General features: G+C 70.2%; 13 protein-coding genes. 6 read left to right on the forward strand and 7 right to left on the reverse strand.

The annotated features are described in order from the left end of the window. Nucleotides 1-163: 163 nt before the first annotated feature. Nucleotides 164-2,443 carry a polyribonucleotide nucleotidyltransferase gene (locus BGN98_RS02610; RefSeq protein ID WP_036282566.1) on the reverse strand — a complete coding sequence of 760 codons (2,280 nt, stop codon included), beginning with the start codon at nt 2,441-2,443 and terminating at the stop codon, nt 164-166. Nucleotides 2,444-2,729: 286 nt separating this feature from the next. Between BGN98_RS02610 and BGN98_RS02615 the strand changes: the two genes are divergently transcribed. Continuing rightward, a complete protein-coding gene (locus tag BGN98_RS02615) occupies nt 2,730-2,903 on the forward strand; it encodes a DUF5302 domain-containing protein (RefSeq protein WP_100226788.1) in 174 nt (57 codons plus the stop codon). A 24-nt stretch (nt 2,904-2,927) separates the two neighbouring features. Here BGN98_RS02615 and BGN98_RS02620 read toward each other — a convergent pair whose 3' ends face one another. Continuing rightward, complete coding sequence (locus tag BGN98_RS02620) at nt 2,928-4,886, reverse strand: GDSL-type esterase/lipase family protein (protein ID WP_036287637.1); 1,959 nt, start codon at nt 4,884-4,886, stop codon at nt 2,928-2,930. 151 nt (nt 4,887-5,037) lie between these two features. Between BGN98_RS02620 and BGN98_RS02625 the strand changes: the two genes are divergently transcribed. Beyond that, on the forward strand, nt 5,038-5,640 hold the full coding sequence (locus BGN98_RS02625; RefSeq protein WP_288119382.1) for a DedA family protein: 603 nt from the start codon (nt 5,038-5,040) through the stop codon (nt 5,638-5,640). A gap of 33 nt (nt 5,641-5,673) precedes the next feature. Here BGN98_RS02625 and BGN98_RS02630 read toward each other — a convergent pair whose 3' ends face one another. Then, nucleotides 5,674-7,116 carry a cation:dicarboxylate symporter family transporter gene (locus BGN98_RS02630; protein ID WP_036287639.1) on the reverse strand — a complete coding sequence of 481 codons (1,443 nt, stop codon included), beginning with the start codon at nt 7,114-7,116 and terminating at the stop codon, nt 5,674-5,676. A 176-nt stretch (nt 7,117-7,292) separates the two neighbouring features. Between BGN98_RS02630 and BGN98_RS02635 the strand changes: the two genes are divergently transcribed. Both BGN98_RS02635 and BGN98_RS02640 read left to right on the forward strand, forming a co-directional pair. Next, nucleotides 7,293-8,558 (forward strand): sensor histidine kinase, encoded by a 1,266-nt coding sequence (locus BGN98_RS02635; protein WP_288119385.1) that lies wholly within the window; start codon nt 7,293-7,295, stop codon nt 8,556-8,558. Further along, the gene (locus BGN98_RS02640; protein WP_288119387.1) at nt 8,555-9,235 is read left to right on the forward strand and encodes a response regulator; all 681 of its coding nucleotides are present in this window, start codon (nt 8,555-8,557) and stop codon (nt 9,233-9,235) included. Before BGN98_RS02635 ends, BGN98_RS02640 begins: the two co-directional genes overlap by 4 nt. Before the next feature lies 1 nt (nt 9,236). Here the strand turns inward: BGN98_RS02640 and BGN98_RS02645 are convergent, their stop codons facing one another. After that, the gene (locus tag BGN98_RS02645; RefSeq protein ID WP_288119389.1) at nt 9,237-10,604 is read right to left on the reverse strand and encodes a glucose-6-phosphate dehydrogenase; all 1,368 of its coding nucleotides are present in this window, start codon (nt 10,602-10,604) and stop codon (nt 9,237-9,239) included. Between the two features lie 52 nt (nt 10,605-10,656). On the opposite strand from BGN98_RS02645, the gene BGN98_RS02650 reads away from it, so the two are divergent. Then, the gene (locus tag BGN98_RS02650; RefSeq protein ID WP_082784254.1) at nt 10,657-12,486 is read left to right on the forward strand and encodes a glycoside hydrolase family 15 protein; all 1,830 of its coding nucleotides are present in this window, start codon (nt 10,657-10,659) and stop codon (nt 12,484-12,486) included. A 52-nt stretch (nt 12,487-12,538) separates the two neighbouring features. Here BGN98_RS02650 and BGN98_RS02655 read toward each other — a convergent pair whose 3' ends face one another. Continuing rightward, nucleotides 12,539-13,201, reverse strand: coding sequence for a CE1759 family FMN reductase (locus tag BGN98_RS02655; RefSeq protein WP_016463268.1), 663 nt, complete (start codon nt 13,199-13,201; stop codon nt 12,539-12,541). Beyond that, nucleotides 13,198-14,394 (reverse strand): LLM class flavin-dependent oxidoreductase, encoded by a 1,197-nt coding sequence (locus BGN98_RS02660; RefSeq protein ID WP_187289899.1) that lies wholly within the window; start codon nt 14,392-14,394, stop codon nt 13,198-13,200. Before BGN98_RS02660 ends, BGN98_RS02655 begins: the two co-directional genes overlap by 4 nt. 177 nt (nt 14,395-14,571) lie before the next feature. On the opposite strand from BGN98_RS02660, the gene BGN98_RS02665 reads away from it, so the two are divergent. Beyond that, on the forward strand, nt 14,572-15,582 hold the full coding sequence (locus tag BGN98_RS02665) for an isopenicillin N synthase family dioxygenase (protein ID WP_197461893.1): 1,011 nt from the start codon (nt 14,572-14,574) through the stop codon (nt 15,580-15,582). A gap of 113 nt (nt 15,583-15,695) precedes the next feature. On the opposite strand, the gene rpsO is transcribed toward BGN98_RS02665, so the two are convergent. Further along, the coding region (gene rpsO / locus BGN98_RS02670) for a 30S ribosomal protein S15 (RefSeq protein WP_288119396.1) at nt 15,696-15,908 on the reverse strand (213 nt) is incomplete at its 5' end.

Here is a 15,908-nt window from a genome sequence, read left to right on the forward strand (position 1 = left end):
CGTCACGACGCCGTTCCGCGTGGGCGCGTGTCCCCCATCCGGTGGACATCGCGTGAACGAACGGATGCCCGCCCCTCCGAGACGGGAGGAAGCGGGCATCCGTGTCCTGGTCGCCGCCGCAGCACTGTCAGGGTGAAACCCTCAGCGCCGGGCGACGAAGCACTCAACCTTCGGCGGGAGCCTCCGGGCCCTCGCTGGCGGCCGCACGGCCCTCCTGGTCGGCAGCCTCTTCGAGCACGGGCTCGAGCGACAGCTTGCCGCGGTCGTCGATCTTGGTGATCTTGACGAGCAGCTTCTGACCGACGCCGAGGACGTCTTCGACGTTCTCGACACGCTTGCCACCGGCGAGCTTGCGCACCTCGCTGATGTGCAGCAGGCCGTCCTTGCCGGGCAGCAGCGAGATGAACGCGCCGAACGCCGCGAGCTTGACGACGGTTCCGAGGAACTGCTCGCCCACCTCGGGGTTGGTCGGGTTGGCGATCGCGTTGACCTGGGCGCGAGCGGCTTCCGCCGCGGGGCCGTCGGTCGCACCGATGTAGACGGTGCCGTCCTCCTCGATGGAGATCTGCGCACCCGTCTCGTCCTGGATCGCGTTGATCGTCTTGCCCTTCGGGCCGATCAGCTCACCGATCTTGTCGACGGGGATCTGCACGCTGATGACACGCGGGGCCGTCGGCGCCATCTCGTCCGGGCCGTCGATCGCGGCGTTGAGGACGTTCAGGATCGTCATGCGCGCGTCCTTGGCCTGCGTCAGCGCGGCGGTCAGCACCGACGACGGGATGCCGTCGAGCTTCGTGTCGAGCTGGATCGCCGTGACGAACTCGCTCGTGCCCGCAACCTTGAAGTCCATGTCGCCGAGCGCGTCTTCCGCGCCCAGGATGTCGGTCAGCGCGGCGTAGCGCGTCTGGCCATCGACCTGGTCGGACACGAGGCCCATCGCGATACCGGCGACGGGGGCGCGCAGCGGCACACCCGCGTTCAGCAGCGACAGGGTCGATGCGCAGACCGAACCCATCGAGGTCGAGCCGTTGGAGCCGAGGGCCTCGGAGACCTGACGGATCGCGTACGGGAACTCCTCGCGGCTGGGCAGCACCGGCACGAGGGCGCGCTCGGCGAGGAAGCCGTGCCCGATCTCGCGACGCTTCGGCGAGCCCACACGACCGGTCTCACCGGTCGAGTACGGCGGGAAGTTGTAGTGGTGCATGTAGCGCTTGCTGGTCGTGGGCGACAGCGAGTCGATCTGCTGCTCCATCTTCAGCATGTTCAGCGTCGTGACACCCAGGATCTGGGTCTCGCCGCGCTGGAAGATCGCGGAGCCGTGCACGCGCGGGATGACCTGGACCTCGGCATCCAGCGGACGGATGTCCGCCAGACCGCGGCCGTCGATGCGCACACCCTCGGTGAGGATGCGGCTGCGCACGATCAGCTTCGTGACCGACTTGTACGCGCCACCGAACTCGGCCAGCGCGCTCTCGGGCAGCTCGCCCGCCTCGACGGCGGCGACCAGCTGCGCCTTGACGTCGTCCTTGACGGCGTCGTCGGCGTTCTGACGCTCGATCTTGTCGGCGATCTGGTACACCGGCACGAGGCGGTCGTACGCGCGACCGGCGACGAAGTCGTAGGTCTCCTTCGCGTAGGCCGGGAAGACCGGGTAGGGCTGGATCTCCTTGGCCGCCGTGTTCGCGACGACGTTCTGCGCCGCGACGAGCTCCTTGATGAAGGGCTTGGAGGCCTCCAGTCCCTGCGCGACGATCTCCTCGCTGGGCTTGACGGCGCCGGCCTTGATGAGGTTCCAGCTGTTCTCGGTGGCCTCGGCCTCGACCATCATGATCGCGACGTCGCCGTCCTCCAGGACGCGACCGGCGACCATCAGGTCGAACACGGCCTCCTCGACCTGCGCGGCCGTCGGGAACGCGACCCACTGGTCGGCGTGCTCGCCGTGGCCCGGGATGAGCGCGAGGCGGACACCGGCGATGGGGCCGGAGAAGGGCAGACCGGAGATCTGCGTCGACAGGGATGCCGCGTTGATCGCCAGCGCGTCGTAGAACTCGCCCGGGGCGATGCTCAGGACGGTCACGACGATCTGGACCTCGTTGCGCAGGCCGTCGACGAACGACGGACGCAGCGGGCGGTCGATGAGGCGGCACACGAGGATCGCCTCGGTGGAGGGCCGACCCTCGCGACGGAAGAACGAACCGGGGATCTTGCCGGCGGCGTACGAACGCTCTTCGACGTCGACGGTCAGCGGGAAGAAGTCGAAGCCCTCACGCGGGTGCTTGCCCGCACTGGTGGCCGACAGCAGCATGGTCTCTTCGTCGAGGTAGGCGGCAACGGCACCCTGTGCCTGCTGCGCCAGTCGTCCGGTCTCGAACCGGATCGTGCGGGTGCCGAATCGGCCGTTGTCGAGAACGGCTTCGGCGGCGGTGATTTCTGGACCTTCCAAGAGGTCTCTCCTTCTTTGTTTAGACTCGCGCGCGCGTCTCGCGCACGAGATCGTGCGAAGGAGCAGGAACAGGCAGATCCAGACGCGCGGCGGCTCCGCGTGCGGCGCCGCCGGGACGATCAGCGCTGGCCACCAGTAGAAAGCCACCGTTCGCATCGGATCTCATCGAACGGGAACCCACCACAGGGGACCAGCTTCCTGCCGGCCTGCTCCGGATGCCGCGGAAGATCCACGGCAACCTGCTCAACCCTATCAGTCGCACCTCGGCGTGCGTATGGTTGACGGTATGAGCACCCACGACACCTCGGCATCCGATGAGATGAAGCGCAAGTTCAAGGAGGCGCTCGACAAGAAGAACGCGCAGCACCGCTCGGGTGAGGCGCACCTCGACGGAGACTCGTCGGTGCACGCCAGCCACGGCGCAGTCGCCAAGCGGGAGTTCCGCCGCAAGAGCGGCTGACTCCGCCGCAGCCGCTCGCTCGCCTCAGGACTGTGGCGCGGGGGTCCGCGCGCTCGATCCTCCGGCCGGAAGCTCGATGTAATCGGTGTGCTTCGCGGTGATCTGGTCACCTGCCGTGCGGCCGCGCAGGCGCCGCCACACCCAGGGCAAGGCGTCGCGCGTGAGCCAGGTCCCCGAGACCGGACGATCCTCTTCCGCGTGCAGAGCGGCATCGAGCGCCCCGAGCGCTTCGACATCCGGCACCCCGAGCACCTCCGCGGCGCGGTAGGAGACGAAGCGGTGGCCTCGTGAGCTCAGGTGCACCTTGTCGTGCGACCACTTCTCGAGTTCCCCGACGTCCGGGTCGATGTCGAGGTCGAGGAGGAATGCCCCGTGTACCGTCGCCGTCTCGCGCAGGCGCTCGGCGAACCGGGCGAAGCGCCGCGCGAACAGCCCCGACGCACGACGAGCGGGAAGAAACGGCGTCACCAGCAGCACATCGCTGCCGGCGGCCCGCAACACACCGACGGCGTAGTCCAGCCGATCGGCGAGCACGTCCGGATCGGCGCGATGCGACACGAGGTCGTTCGCGCCGATCAGCACGGTGGTCAGATCCGGAGCGAGCTCGAGCGCCCGCGGCAGCTGCTCGTCGAGCAGATCGCGCACCCGGCGACTGCGGACGGCGAGGTTCGCGTAGCGCACCGTCGACGACGAGCGCTGCGCGAGGAGCGTCGCCAGACGGTCGGCCCATCCCCGGTACTGACCCTCGGGCATGCGGGACGTGTCGCACAAACCTTCGGTGAGCGAATCGCCGAGTGCCACGACGCGGCTCCACGACCGCGGCGGGCGGGCAGGAGCGATGGATGCCGGGCGCACCCGCGCTGCGCGCGCCGTCGAAAGACCGGCCCCGTGCAGCTGCTGCGCCTCGAGGTAGTAGGTGTGAAGAGTGTCGACGAGCGCGGGCCAGGTGCGCTCTTCGACGCCCGCGCGTGCCGCCGTCCCGAACGCCTGCCGCTTGGTCGCGTCGCCGACGAGATCGCGCACACGGTCGTGCAGATCGTCGAGGTCGCCGGGGCGATAGAGCCAGCCGTCCACGCTGGAGCGGACCAGGTCGACGGGGCCGCCGCGTCCCGTGGCCACCACGGGAACCCCACTGGCGTGTGCTTCCTGGATCGTCTGACCGAACGTCTCGCTCTCCCCCGGGTGCACGAAGACGTCGAAGCCGGCCACCGCCTGGGCGAGCTCGATCCCGGAGAGGTGTCCGAGGAACACCGCGCCCGGCAGCGCACGCTCCAGCCGGGCACGCGCGGGACCGTCGCCGACGATGACCAGCCGCACACCCGGCATCCCGGCGATCACGGCCAGATCCTCCACCTGCTTCTCGGGAGCGAGTCGCCCCACGTAGCCGACGATGACCTCGCCCGGAGCGATCCACTGGCGCCACGCGTCACTGCGACGGCCGGGGTGGAAGCGTTCGGTGTCGACACCGCGGCCCCAGAGGCGGGTGCGATCGACGCCGAGCTCATCGAGTTGCGAGAGCGCCGCCGAGGACGGGGCGAGGGTGAGCGTCGCGCGGGCGTGCAGGCGGGCGACGTGCGCCGCGGTGAGGGCCGTCGCCCGCGGCAGACCGTACTTTCTGGCATAGGCGATGACATCGGTCTGGTAGACGGCCACGGTCGGCAGCTCCAGGCTCGCCGCCGCCGCGACGGCGCGCCAGCCCAACACGAACGGCGAGGCGAGGTGGACGACGTCGGGGTGGTAGTCCCGCAGGATGCCGGCCAGGGTACCGGTGCGCCCGAACGCCACACGCACCTGGGGGTAGCCCGGCAGTGGCATCGAGGGCAGCAGGCGCGTCTGCGCGTCGGAGCGTGCCCCCGGTGCGCCGGGGGCGACGACGAGAGCCTCGTGTCCGCTCGCGGTGAGGTGGCGGACGGACTGCAGCACCGAACCGGTGACCCCGTTCATGTGAGGCAGGAACGACTCGGCGACGAACGCGACTCTCATGGGTCCAGCGTCGCGGCTGCGGGGCCGGTGACGGGGCCGAATCGGGCGCCGGAACGCAGTGTTCGCCGAACGGTCCCGTGGCGGCCACCCCGACGTCACCGCCGCACACGCCGTTCCCCGCGCGTTCATGACGGCGTGATACTCCGAGGGAGTGAGCGACGCGTGGTTGCAGGCCCTCGCCCAGAGCCCGTGGGCCCTCCCCGCGATGGCGCTCCTCGTCGTCGGTGACGCCTTCCTCGTCGTCATCCCGGGCGAGGCTGCCGTCACGACGCTCGGCGCCCTCGCCGTCGCGGAAGGCTCTCCCCCGCTCACCGCCGTCATCGTCGTCGCGGCGGCGGCCGCGCTGACCGGAGACCTCGGCTGCTATCTCGTCGGCCGCACGGCGGGGCTCGAGCGGTGGCGCTGGATGCGCGGGCCCAGAGTGGCGGCGGCCTTCGGTACGGCGCGAACCGCGCTGGACCGCCGCGGTGCCACGATGATGTTCACGGCCCGCTTCATCCCGTTCGCCCGCCTCGCCGTGAACCTCGTCGCGGGTGCCTCACGGATGCCGCTGCGGCGCTACCTGCTGCTGGCAGCGCCTGCGGCCAGCGCGTGGGCGCTCTACCAGGCGTTGCTCGGCCCGGCCGTCTTGGCCATCATCCCGGGCGGCACCGTCGCCGCCGTGATCGCCTCGATCGTGGTGGCGATCGCGCTCGGCGCGGCGACGGACGCCATCGTCACCCGCGCACAACGGCGCCGCGCCCCCGACACATGATCGGGAGCGCGGCACCGGTGCGTGCAGATCGGGTCAGCGCACCCCGGCGCGCTGACGTGCGCGCTCCTGCTTCGCCTCGGCCTCGGCGATCGCAGCCTCCTCCAGGCCCTGCGTGCCGACGGCCGCGGTGTCGGTGGACATGCCATCGTGCCCGTCGCCGGTGAGGGTGGCCTCGTCGAACGGGATGCGTCCGGAGAGCACATCGCGCACGCGGTCGCGGTCGATCTGCTTCGTCCAGGTGCCGATGAGGAGGGTGGCCACGGCGTTGCCGGTGAAGTTGGTGACGGCGCGACCCTCGGACATGAAGCGGTCGATGCCGACGATGACGCCGACGCCGTTGACCAGATCGGGACGGAACGCCTGCAGACCGCCGGCGAGAGTCGCCAGGCCCGCACCGGTCACGCCCGCAGCGCCCTTGGAGGCGATGATCATGAACACCAGTAGGCCGATCTGCTCGGGGATCGACATCGGCATCCCCATCCCGGTGGCGATGAACAGCGACGCCATCGTCAGATAGATCGCGGTGCCGTCCAGGTTGAACGAGTACCCGGTGGGCACCGTGATGCCGACGACCGGCTTGGATACGCCGATGTGCTCCATCTTGCCGATCAGACGCGGCAGCGCCGACTCGGAGGAGCTCGTGCCGATGATGAGGAGGTACTCGCGAGCCAGGTATTTGATCAGGCTGAAGATGTTGACGCGGGTGACGACGTACAGCAGCGACCCGAGCACTCCGATGATGAAGACCGCACACGTGATGTAGAAGGCGATCATCAGGATGCCGAGGCTCACGATGGCCGAGACGCCGGTCTTGCCGACGACCGCCGCGATCGCGCCGAACGCCCCGATCGGGGCGAGCCACAGGATCATGCCGAGGATGCGGAAAACGAGCACCTGCAGCTGCTTGACGGCGAACATGATCGGCTCACCCTTCTTCCCGAGCTGCTGCAGCGCGAAGCCCACCAGCAGCGCGATGAACAGCACCTGCAGGACACTCGGGCCGGTGAAGGCGCTGAAGAACGTCGTGGGAATGATCCCGAGGAGGAAGCTCACGGTGTCTGTGGCCTCGGTGGACTTGCCGGCGTCGTAGGTGGCGCCGGCCATGTTCAGGCCTTCGCCCGGATGGATGATGTTGCCGACGACGAGGCCGATCGCCAGCGCGAACGTCGACATCACGAGGAAGTAGAGCAGGGCGAGTCCGCCGATCTTTCCGACCGTGGCGGCCTTCGCGATCGATCCGACGCCGACCACGATGGTGCAGAAGATGATCGGCGCGATCATCATCTTGATGAGGTTGACGAAGGCCTTGCCGACCGGCTCGAGCCCCTTCGCGAAGTCCGGCCAGGCGAGACCGACGACGGCTCCCAGGACCACCGCGATGATCACCGCCACATAGAGCCAGGTGTGCTTGTCCCAGGAGCTCTTGCCGCGGCGCCAGTTGTAGCCGGGGAGCTTGAAAGATGATGTGAGGGCCATGTCCGCCTCCAGGTGTGAACGGGTCGTTGTTCGGGGGCTGCCGACGCTGGCGGCCACACGCACAGAGTGCAGTGCGGGCCCCCTCGTGGTTCACTTGTGGTCGTATTGGTCCCGGCGGCCGCTCCGATACGCGGCTGGGACGACCCGACGACCCGCCATCGACTGCCGAGGACGCCATGACCCGAAGGATCGGACGCAGCGCCGCGTCCCGGATCTTCCTGTGGCTGGCCGGCGCCGCTCTCGTGCTGGCTCTGGCAACTGCCGGGCTGCTGGTGCTGGAGGCGCAGCGCACCGCGCGGGCCGAGGCAGAGCGTGTCACGCAGGCGGTGGCGGCGACCCTCGCCGACCTGCGAGAGGTCTCTACGGCCCTCGCGCAGAGCGACGACGCCGCCGCCAGCCGCACGCTGCAGCCGGTGGCGACGGCGGTCATGTCGGACGCGGGTGTCGACTTCGTCACGATCATGGATGCCGACGGCATCCGCGTGACGCACCGCGATCCGGCACAGATCGGAAAGCGCTACATCGGCACCATCCCGAACACCCCGACAGCCCTCACCGAAGAGTTCAGCGGCACGCTCGGACCGTCGCTGCGCACGATCGTGCCGGTGGAGGCGGACGGACGCCTCGTCGGCTGGGTCTCGGTCGGCGTGACGATCCGAACGGTCACCGCGCAAGTGGTGCCGCGGCTGCTCGTGGTCGCCGCCGTCGGCCTCGTGCTCGTCGGCGCCGGGCTCGCCGGCGCGGTGCTCGCCCGCCGCGCGACGCGGTTGGTCGCCGGCGACCTCCCCGCCGGCGCCATCCGCGACACCCTGGCCTCCGCCGAGTCGATGCGCACGCTCGGCGAGGCCCTGCGCGCACAGACGCACGAGCACGGCAATCGCATGCACGCTGCCGTCGCACTCATCGAACTGGGACGCACGGACGACGCGATCGGCATCCTGACGGATTCGGCGCGTCAGAGTCAGGCGCTGGTGGACCAGGTCGCGGCCCGCACCGAGGGCGATCCCACCGTCGGGGCGCTGCTGCTCGGCAAAGCCTCGCAGGCGATGGAACGCGGGATCGACTGGTCGACCGACATCGCCCCCGACGCTCCCCGCTCGCTGCTCAGCCCGATCGACGCGGTCGCGCTGGTCGGCAACCTCATCGACAACGCCCTGGACGCTGCCGCGAGCGGTCCGGCGCCGCGGTGGGTGCGCGTGCAGATGTCGCGCACGGCGGAGGACGAACTGCTGCTCACCGTCTCCGACTCCGGGGACGGCCCCGACGAGGAGGTGCGTGCACGAATGTTCGAGCGAGGATTCTCGACCAAACCGGCCGGCAGCGACGGTCGGGGCGTCGGGCTGGCGCTGGTGCGTGCCGTCATCGACGAGATCGGCGGGACGATCACCGTCGATCTCTCCCCGACGACATTCCGCGTCGTCCTGCCGACGGTGCGGTCATGATCGGCGTGCTGCTCGTCGACGACGAGGCGCTGACGCTCGAACTGCACCGCTCGTACATCGACCGGGTCGACGGTTTCGAGGTGGTCGCCGAGTGCGCGGGCGCACGGGCCGCGGTCACGGCGATTCTGGACGCATCCGATCGCGACCGCATCGATCTCGTGCTGCTGGACATGACCATGCCCGACGGCTCCGGCCTCGACGTCCTGCGGCACGTCCGCGCACGTGCCGCCGACGTCGACGTCATCGCCATCACCTCGGTGCGCGACGCCGACGTCGTCCGCCAGGTGGTCGCCCTCGGCGCGGCGCAGTACCTCGTCAAGCCGTTCACCTTCGCGACCTTCCACGACCGGCTGGAGCAGTACCGCGCATACCGCGAGCGCGCACGCGCGGCATCCGGAGCGGCGACCCAATCCGAAATCGATGCGATGCTGGGGGCGCTGCGCCCGACGGGGACGATCGCGTTGCCGAAGGGGCTGTCCCCCGCGTCGCTGGAACGCGTATCGCAGGCCGTCCGCGACGGCGGAGGGCTGTCGGCGACCGAAGCAGCCGATGCGTTGGGCATGTCGCGTGTCGCGGCCCGGCGCTACCTCGAGCACCTCGCGGATGCCGGTCGCGTGGACCGCGCGCCCCGCTACGGCACGCGCGGACGGCCGGAGACCGAGTACCGCTGGAGATGAGTCAGCAAGCGGCCCACCCGTCGGGACCATCCGATCCGGCCGGGTAGTCCTCCATGGGCACATCGCCGCGTCGCCACGCATCACGGACGGGCTGGACGATGCGCCAGCACTCCTCGGCGGCGTCTCCGCGGACGGCCAGCATGGCGTCGCCGTCGAGGATCGCGGCGAGCACCTCCGTGTAGGCGGCATGCGTGCCCAGACCGAGGTCGGCCTCGAGAGTGGCGCGGTGAAGGGCGAACGGCTCCTCGCCGCCGTTGACCGAGATCTCCATCGTGAGCTTGTCGGGCCCGAGGCCGAAGCGGATGACGGCTCCGCTCGCATCGCCGGTGAAACCGACTGGCAGGTGGCGCACGGGTCGCAGGACCACGTCGACTTCCGCACGCATGGCTGCCAGCGCCTTACCGGATCGCAGGGTGAACGGCACGCCGGCCCACCGGGCGTTTCGCACCTCGACGCGCACCTGCGCGAGCGTCTCGGTCTCCCGTGCGGGATCGACGCCCGGCTCGTCGACGTACGACGGCATCCGTTCCTCGCCCGCCGTGCCGGCGGTGTAACGGGCGCGGTGCGAGAAGCGCACGGCGTTGTCGTCCCACACGTGCGTCGCCCGCAGCACCGCCGCGGTGGCGTCACGTACGTCCGTCGCGGTGAGGGCCGCGGGGGGCTCCATCGCGACGACGGCCATCACCTGCAGCAGATGGCTTTGGATCATGTCGACGAGTGGCCCGGCGTGATCGTAGAAGCCCGCACGCCCCTCCAACCCGAGGGTCTCGTCGAAGCGGATCTCGACCCGCTCGATGTGCTCCGCTGACCAGATGGGCTCCAGAAGCCGGTTCGCGAACCGGGCGCCGAGCACGTCGAGAACGGTGGAGCGGCCGAGGAAGTGATCGACGCGGAAGACCTGCTCCTCGGGCAGCAGCTTCAGCAGTACCGCATTGAGTTCACGCGCGCTGGCTTCGTCCTCACCGAACGGCTTCTCCAACGCGAGGATCGTCCCCTCGGGCAGATCGGCCGGAGACAGCGCCGCGCAGGCGGCCGCCGCCGCAGCGGGCGGCACGGCGAAGTAGAGCACGAGCCGCCCCTCCGGGACGGCGCCGATCACCGCGCGCAGGCCCGCGGCGGTCGTCGCGTCGGCCGTGATGAACGGCGTCGACGCGACAGCGGAGAAGGCATCGTCCGCTCCGGCTTCCCGGAACGCGGTCCGCACACGTCGCCGCCACTGCGCGTCGCTGATCTCGGTGCGACCGACACCGACCAGATGCAGCTGCCGGGCCGGTTGCTGTCGCAGCAGATCGGCGAGCGCCGGCAGCAGCAGTCGCTGCGTCAGATCGCCGCTTGCCCCGATGATCACCAGTGTCGACACGTCAGCCATGTGCACACCCTATGTCGCCCGGTGCGGGGCGGCGCGGGGGCAGAATCATTCCGTGGCAGATGCATACGCGGGCCGGATCCCCTCCCCCACGCCCATCGAGGATTACGCGCTCCTGAGCAGCTGCCGCACGGCGGCCCTGGTCTCGCGCGACGGATCGATCGACTGGCTGTGCCTGCCGCGGTTCGATTCGGCATCCGTGTTCGCCGCCCTCCTCGGCGACGACCATCAGGGACGATGGGCGCTGCGGCCCGCCGATCCCGACGCGCGGGCGACACGGCACTACGACGGCGACACCTTCACCCTCATCACGCTCTGGGAGAGCGCGGACGGCGTGGCCGAGGTGCACGATTGTCTGCCCGTCGATCCCCGGCATCTCGACGTCGCACACCGCGTCGACCTGGTGCGCCGCGTCGTCGGCATCAGCGGCCGCGTCGCGTTCGAGCAGCAGGTGCGGCTGCGCTTCGACTACGCCCGCGCGCTGCCGTGGGTGCGCCAGACCGGGACGGCCGACGCCCCCGAGGTGACGGCGATCGCCGGACCGGATGCCGTGGCCCTGCGCGGTGCACCGTTGACGGCCACCGACCACGTGCACCGCGGCACGCTGAGCGTCGCCGCCGGCGAGCACCGCGACCTCACGCTCACCTGGCATGCCTCGCACCGCCCTGTTCCCGCCCCGCTCGACGTCGAGGATGCCCTGCAGTGCACGCGCGAATGGTGGAGCGCGTGGGCCGAACGCATCGACGTGCACGGACCGCACCGCGACGTCGTCGTGCGTTCGCTGTTGACCTTGCGCGCGCTCACGCACCGCGACACGGGCGGCATCATCGCCGCACCCACCACGTCGCTGCCCGAACAGTTCGGCGGCGAGCGCAACTGGGACTACCGCTTCGTCTGGTTGCGAGACGCTTCGCTGACGATCGAGGTGCTGCTCGGCCAGGGCTTCGCGCACGTCGTGGCGCACTGGCAGCGCTGGCTGCTGCGGGCGATCGCGGGCGACCCGGCCGACCTGCAGATCGTCTACGGCATCGCCGGCGAGCGCGACCTCATGGAACGGGAGCTCGGCGACCTGCCCGGTTACGGGGGTGCCGCGCCCGTGCGGATCGGCAACGGCGCGGCGCAGCAGTACCAGGCCGACGTGACCGGTGAGGTCATGACGTGCCTGTTCGCCGCGCGTGCGGCCGGCATCGAGCAGTCGGCGATCTCGTGGCCGCTGGAGCGCGCGCTGCTGCGCCGTGTCGAGGAGCGCATCGACGAACCCGATCAGGGCATCTGGGAGATCCGCGGTGCGCCGCAGGTTTTCGTGCACTCCCGGGCCATGGTGTGGGCGGCATTCGATCGCGGCGTGCGCTCGGTGCGCGAACACGGTCTGCACGGCCCCGACGCGCACTGGGAGCAGCTGCGCGACCGGGTGCGCGCCGACATCGACGCTCACGGAGTCTCCCCACGAGGCCATTTCGTGCAGCACACCGCGACGGACGCGGTAGATGCCTCGCTCCTGTTGCTTCCGACGGTCGGATTCTGCGCCGCGGACGACCCGCGCATGCTGGCCACCGTGGCCGAGATCGAGCGCACCCTCATGGTCGACGGTCTCGTGCTGCGCTATCGCACGGAGTCGGGGGTGGACGGGCTGGAAGGCACGGAGAACCCGTTCCTGGCGTGTTCGTTCTGGCTCGTCGAGCAGTACGCGGCGAGCGGCCGTCTCGCCGACGCGCGGGCGCTCATGGACCGCGCCTGTGCCCGCGCGAACGACGTCGGCCTGCTGTCCGAGGAGTACGACGTGGCCGAGAAGCGGCAGGCCGGCAACACCCCGCAAGCGCTCTCGCACCTGGCTCTCGTGCGCGCGGCATCCGCCCTCGCCCGCGCCGAGGCCGCAGCCGGCTGAGACGGCGATGCCCCCGACCGCGCCGGAGCGTGATCGGGGGCGTCGTCAGGAGTCACTCCCCGGCGAGACCGCCGAGCAGGTGACCGAAGGAACGTCCCTCTCCGAGGTAGTTCGCGGGGTCGAACGGGTCGTCGCTGCCGGCGGGCTGACGGCGCGCGACGGCCTCGGCCAGTTCGCGGGCACCGCGCTCGACGCGCGAGCTCAGCGGCGCGACCTGATCGGCCGCGGCGCCCCAGTCGCTGGATGCCGCGAACACACCCGTCGAGACGGCTTCGGCGTGCAGGTAGGCGAACAGCGGGCGGATGGCGTAGTCGATCGCGAGCGAATGCCGCGCCGTGCCGGCGTTGGCGCCGATCAGCACGGGCTTGCCCGTGAGCGCGTCGGGGTCGAGCACGTCGATGAACGACTTGAACAGACCCGAGTAGCTCGTGGAGAAGATCGGGGTGACCACGATGAGGGCGTCAGCCGACACGACCGTGTTGATGGCCGACTCCAGCGCGGGTGGAGCGAAGCCGGTCAGGAGGTTGTTCGTGATGTCGTGTGCGAGATCGCGCAGTTCGATCGTGTCGACGGTGGCCTGGATGGGCGCGCCGTCAGGACCCGTCAGCTCAGCCAGCGCCGCGACCGTCGCCGCCGCCAGGCGGTCGGCGAGCATGCGCGTGGACGAGGGATTCGACAGGCCGGCCGAGACCACGGCGACGCGACGCGCGCTCATCGGGTCGCCCCCACTCCGAACGCGGCACCGGCGGGGGCGGGGGCGTCCTGGTAGGGCGAGGGCCCGCTCAGGTTGTCACCGCGGTTGGCGCGCGGCGTCGCCTGGCGTGAGGGTCCGTCGCCGTAGGCGGCGCGGACCAGAGAGGCGTGCGTCGGGGCGTCCGGCACGTTCTCGGGACGGTCCTTCGCGAACTCCTTGCGCAGCACCGGCACGACCTCGCCGCCGAGGAAGTCGAGCTGCTCCAGCACCGTCTTCAGCGGCAGGCCGGCGTGATCCATGAGGAACAGCTGGCGCTGGTAGTCGCCGAAGATGTCGCGCATCCCCGCGTAGCGGTCGATGACCTGCTGCGGCGAGCCGACGGTCAGCGGCGTCATCTCGGTGAAGTCCTCCATCGACGGGCCGTGGCCGTACACCGGGGCGTTGTCGAAGTACGGACGGAACTGGTTCACGGCATCCTGCGAGTTCTTCGCCATGAACGCCTGGCCGCCCAGGCCCACGATCGCCGTCTCCGGTGCGCCGTGGCCGTAGTGCTCCCAGCGCTGGCGGTAGAGACCGATGAGGCGCTGGTAGTGCTCGGCCGGCCAGAAGATGTTGTTCGCGAAGAAGCCGTCGCCGTAATACGCGGCCTGCTCCGCGATCTCGGGCGTGCGGATCGAGCCGTGCCACACGAAGGGCGCGACGCCGTCGAGGGGCCGTGGGGTCGCGGTGAAGCCCTGCAGCGAGGTGCGGAACTTGCCCTCCCAGTCCACGACGTCCTCACGCCACAGCTTGTGCAGCAGCGCGTAGTTCTCGATCGACAGCGGAAGGCCCTGACGGATGTCCTTGCCGAACCAGGGGTAGACGGGCCCCGTGTTGCCGCGGCCGAGCATGAGGTCCATGCGGCCACCGGAGAGGTGCTGCAGCATGGCGTAGTCCTCGGCGATCTTCACCGGGTCGTTCGTGGTGATGAGGGTCGTCGAGGTCGAGACGATGAGCCGCTCGGTCTGGGCGGCGATGTAGGCCAGCGTGGTGGTCGGCGACGACGACCAGAACGGCGGGTTGTGGTGCTCGCCGAGGGCGAAGACGTCCAGGCCCACCTCCTCGGCGTGCTTGGCGATCTCGACGGTCGCGCGGATGCGCTCGGCCTCGCTGGGCGTGTGGCCCGTGGTCGGGTCCTGCGTGATGTCGCTGACGGTGAAGATGCCGAACTGCATCTGCGGGCTCTTCTCGTTCACGGTGTCCTTCGCCTTCCGGATGCCTCGGCATCCAATACATGCAAATGAATGTATCTGGTGCAACGCGTCCGTGTCCAGGCTATTCCCGTCGCCGACGGCGGTCACACGGCGCAACACAGGCGCGCGATGGCGCCGCAGCGGCCTACCCTCGCCTTCATGAGCGACCTGAACCTGCCCGTCCTCGACTTCGCCCTGCTCGACGCCGGCCCGGAACAGGCGGCGCTGTTCCGCGAGCAGCTGCGGGTGGCCACCCACGACGTGGGCTTCTTCTACCTCACCGGCACCGGCATCAGCGGCGAGCTCGAGGAGCGCCTGCACCGCGCCGCCCGGGACTTCTTCGCCCTGCCGGAAGCCGACAAGCTCGCGATCGAGAACGTGACGAGCCCGCACTTCCGCGGCTACACGCGCATCGGCGGCGAGCGCACCCAGGGCGAGGTCGACTGGCGCGAGCAGATCGACATCGGCCCCGAGCGGGATGCCGTGACGGACCCCGAGGCTCCCGACTTCGCGCGACTGATCGGGCCGAACCTGTGGCCGGCGGCCCAGCCGGAACTGCGCGATGTCGCGATCGCCTGGCAGGAGCACCTGACCGTCGTGGCGCGGACGCTGCTGCGCGCCTGGGCGCTCACCCTCGGCGCCCCCGAGGACTACTTCGACGAGCATTTCGGGGAGCCCTCTACGCTGCTGAAGATCGTGCGCTATCCGGGCTCGACCTCGCCGGAGCCCGCCCAGGGCGTCGGCGCCCACAAGGACTCGGGCGTGCTCACGCTGCTGTGGGTCGAGCCCGGCAAGGGCGGGCTGCAGGTCGAACGCGACGGGCAGTGGGTGGACGCGCCGCCGGTGCCGGGCGCGTTCGTCGTCAACATCGGCGAGATGCTCGAGTACGCGACCGGCGGCTACCTGATCGCGACGAATCACCGCGTGGTCTCGCCCCGGCATCCCGAGGACCGCATCTCCGTGCCGTTCTTCTTCAACCCGGCCCTCGACGCGCGGCTTCCGCTGATCGCACTGCCCCCGCAGCTCGCCGCCCAGGCCCGCGGGGTCACGCAGGACCCGTCGAACCCGATCCACGCCCGCTACGGCGAGAACGCCCTGAAGTCAAGGCTGCGCGCGCACCCCGACGTCGCCGAGCGCTGGCACGCCGACCTGCTCGCCGCCCGCGCCTGACGCCGGCGCCGGGCGTCAGCGCCTCACGATGCCGTGGAATGACGAGAGCCTCCCCACACCGTGGGGAGGCTCTCCAAGAACGTTTTGCGCGATTGAACGCTGGGCGCGAAGCCTTAGCGGCGCAGACCGAGACGCTCGATGAGCGAGCGGTAACGGTTGATGTCGATGTCCTGCAGGTAACCCAGCAGGCGACGACGCTGACCGACGAGCAGGAACAGGCCACGACGCGAGTGGTGGTCGTGCTTGTGCTCCTTGAGGTGCTCGGTGAGGTCCTTGATGCGCTGCGTCAGCATCGCGACCTGCACCTCGGGGGATCCGGTGTCACC

The sequence above is a fragment of the Microbacterium sp. 69-7 genome (assembly GCF_001897985.1).
Classification (GTDB): Bacteria; Actinomycetota; Actinomycetes; order Actinomycetales; family Microbacteriaceae; genus Microbacterium; species Microbacterium laevaniformans.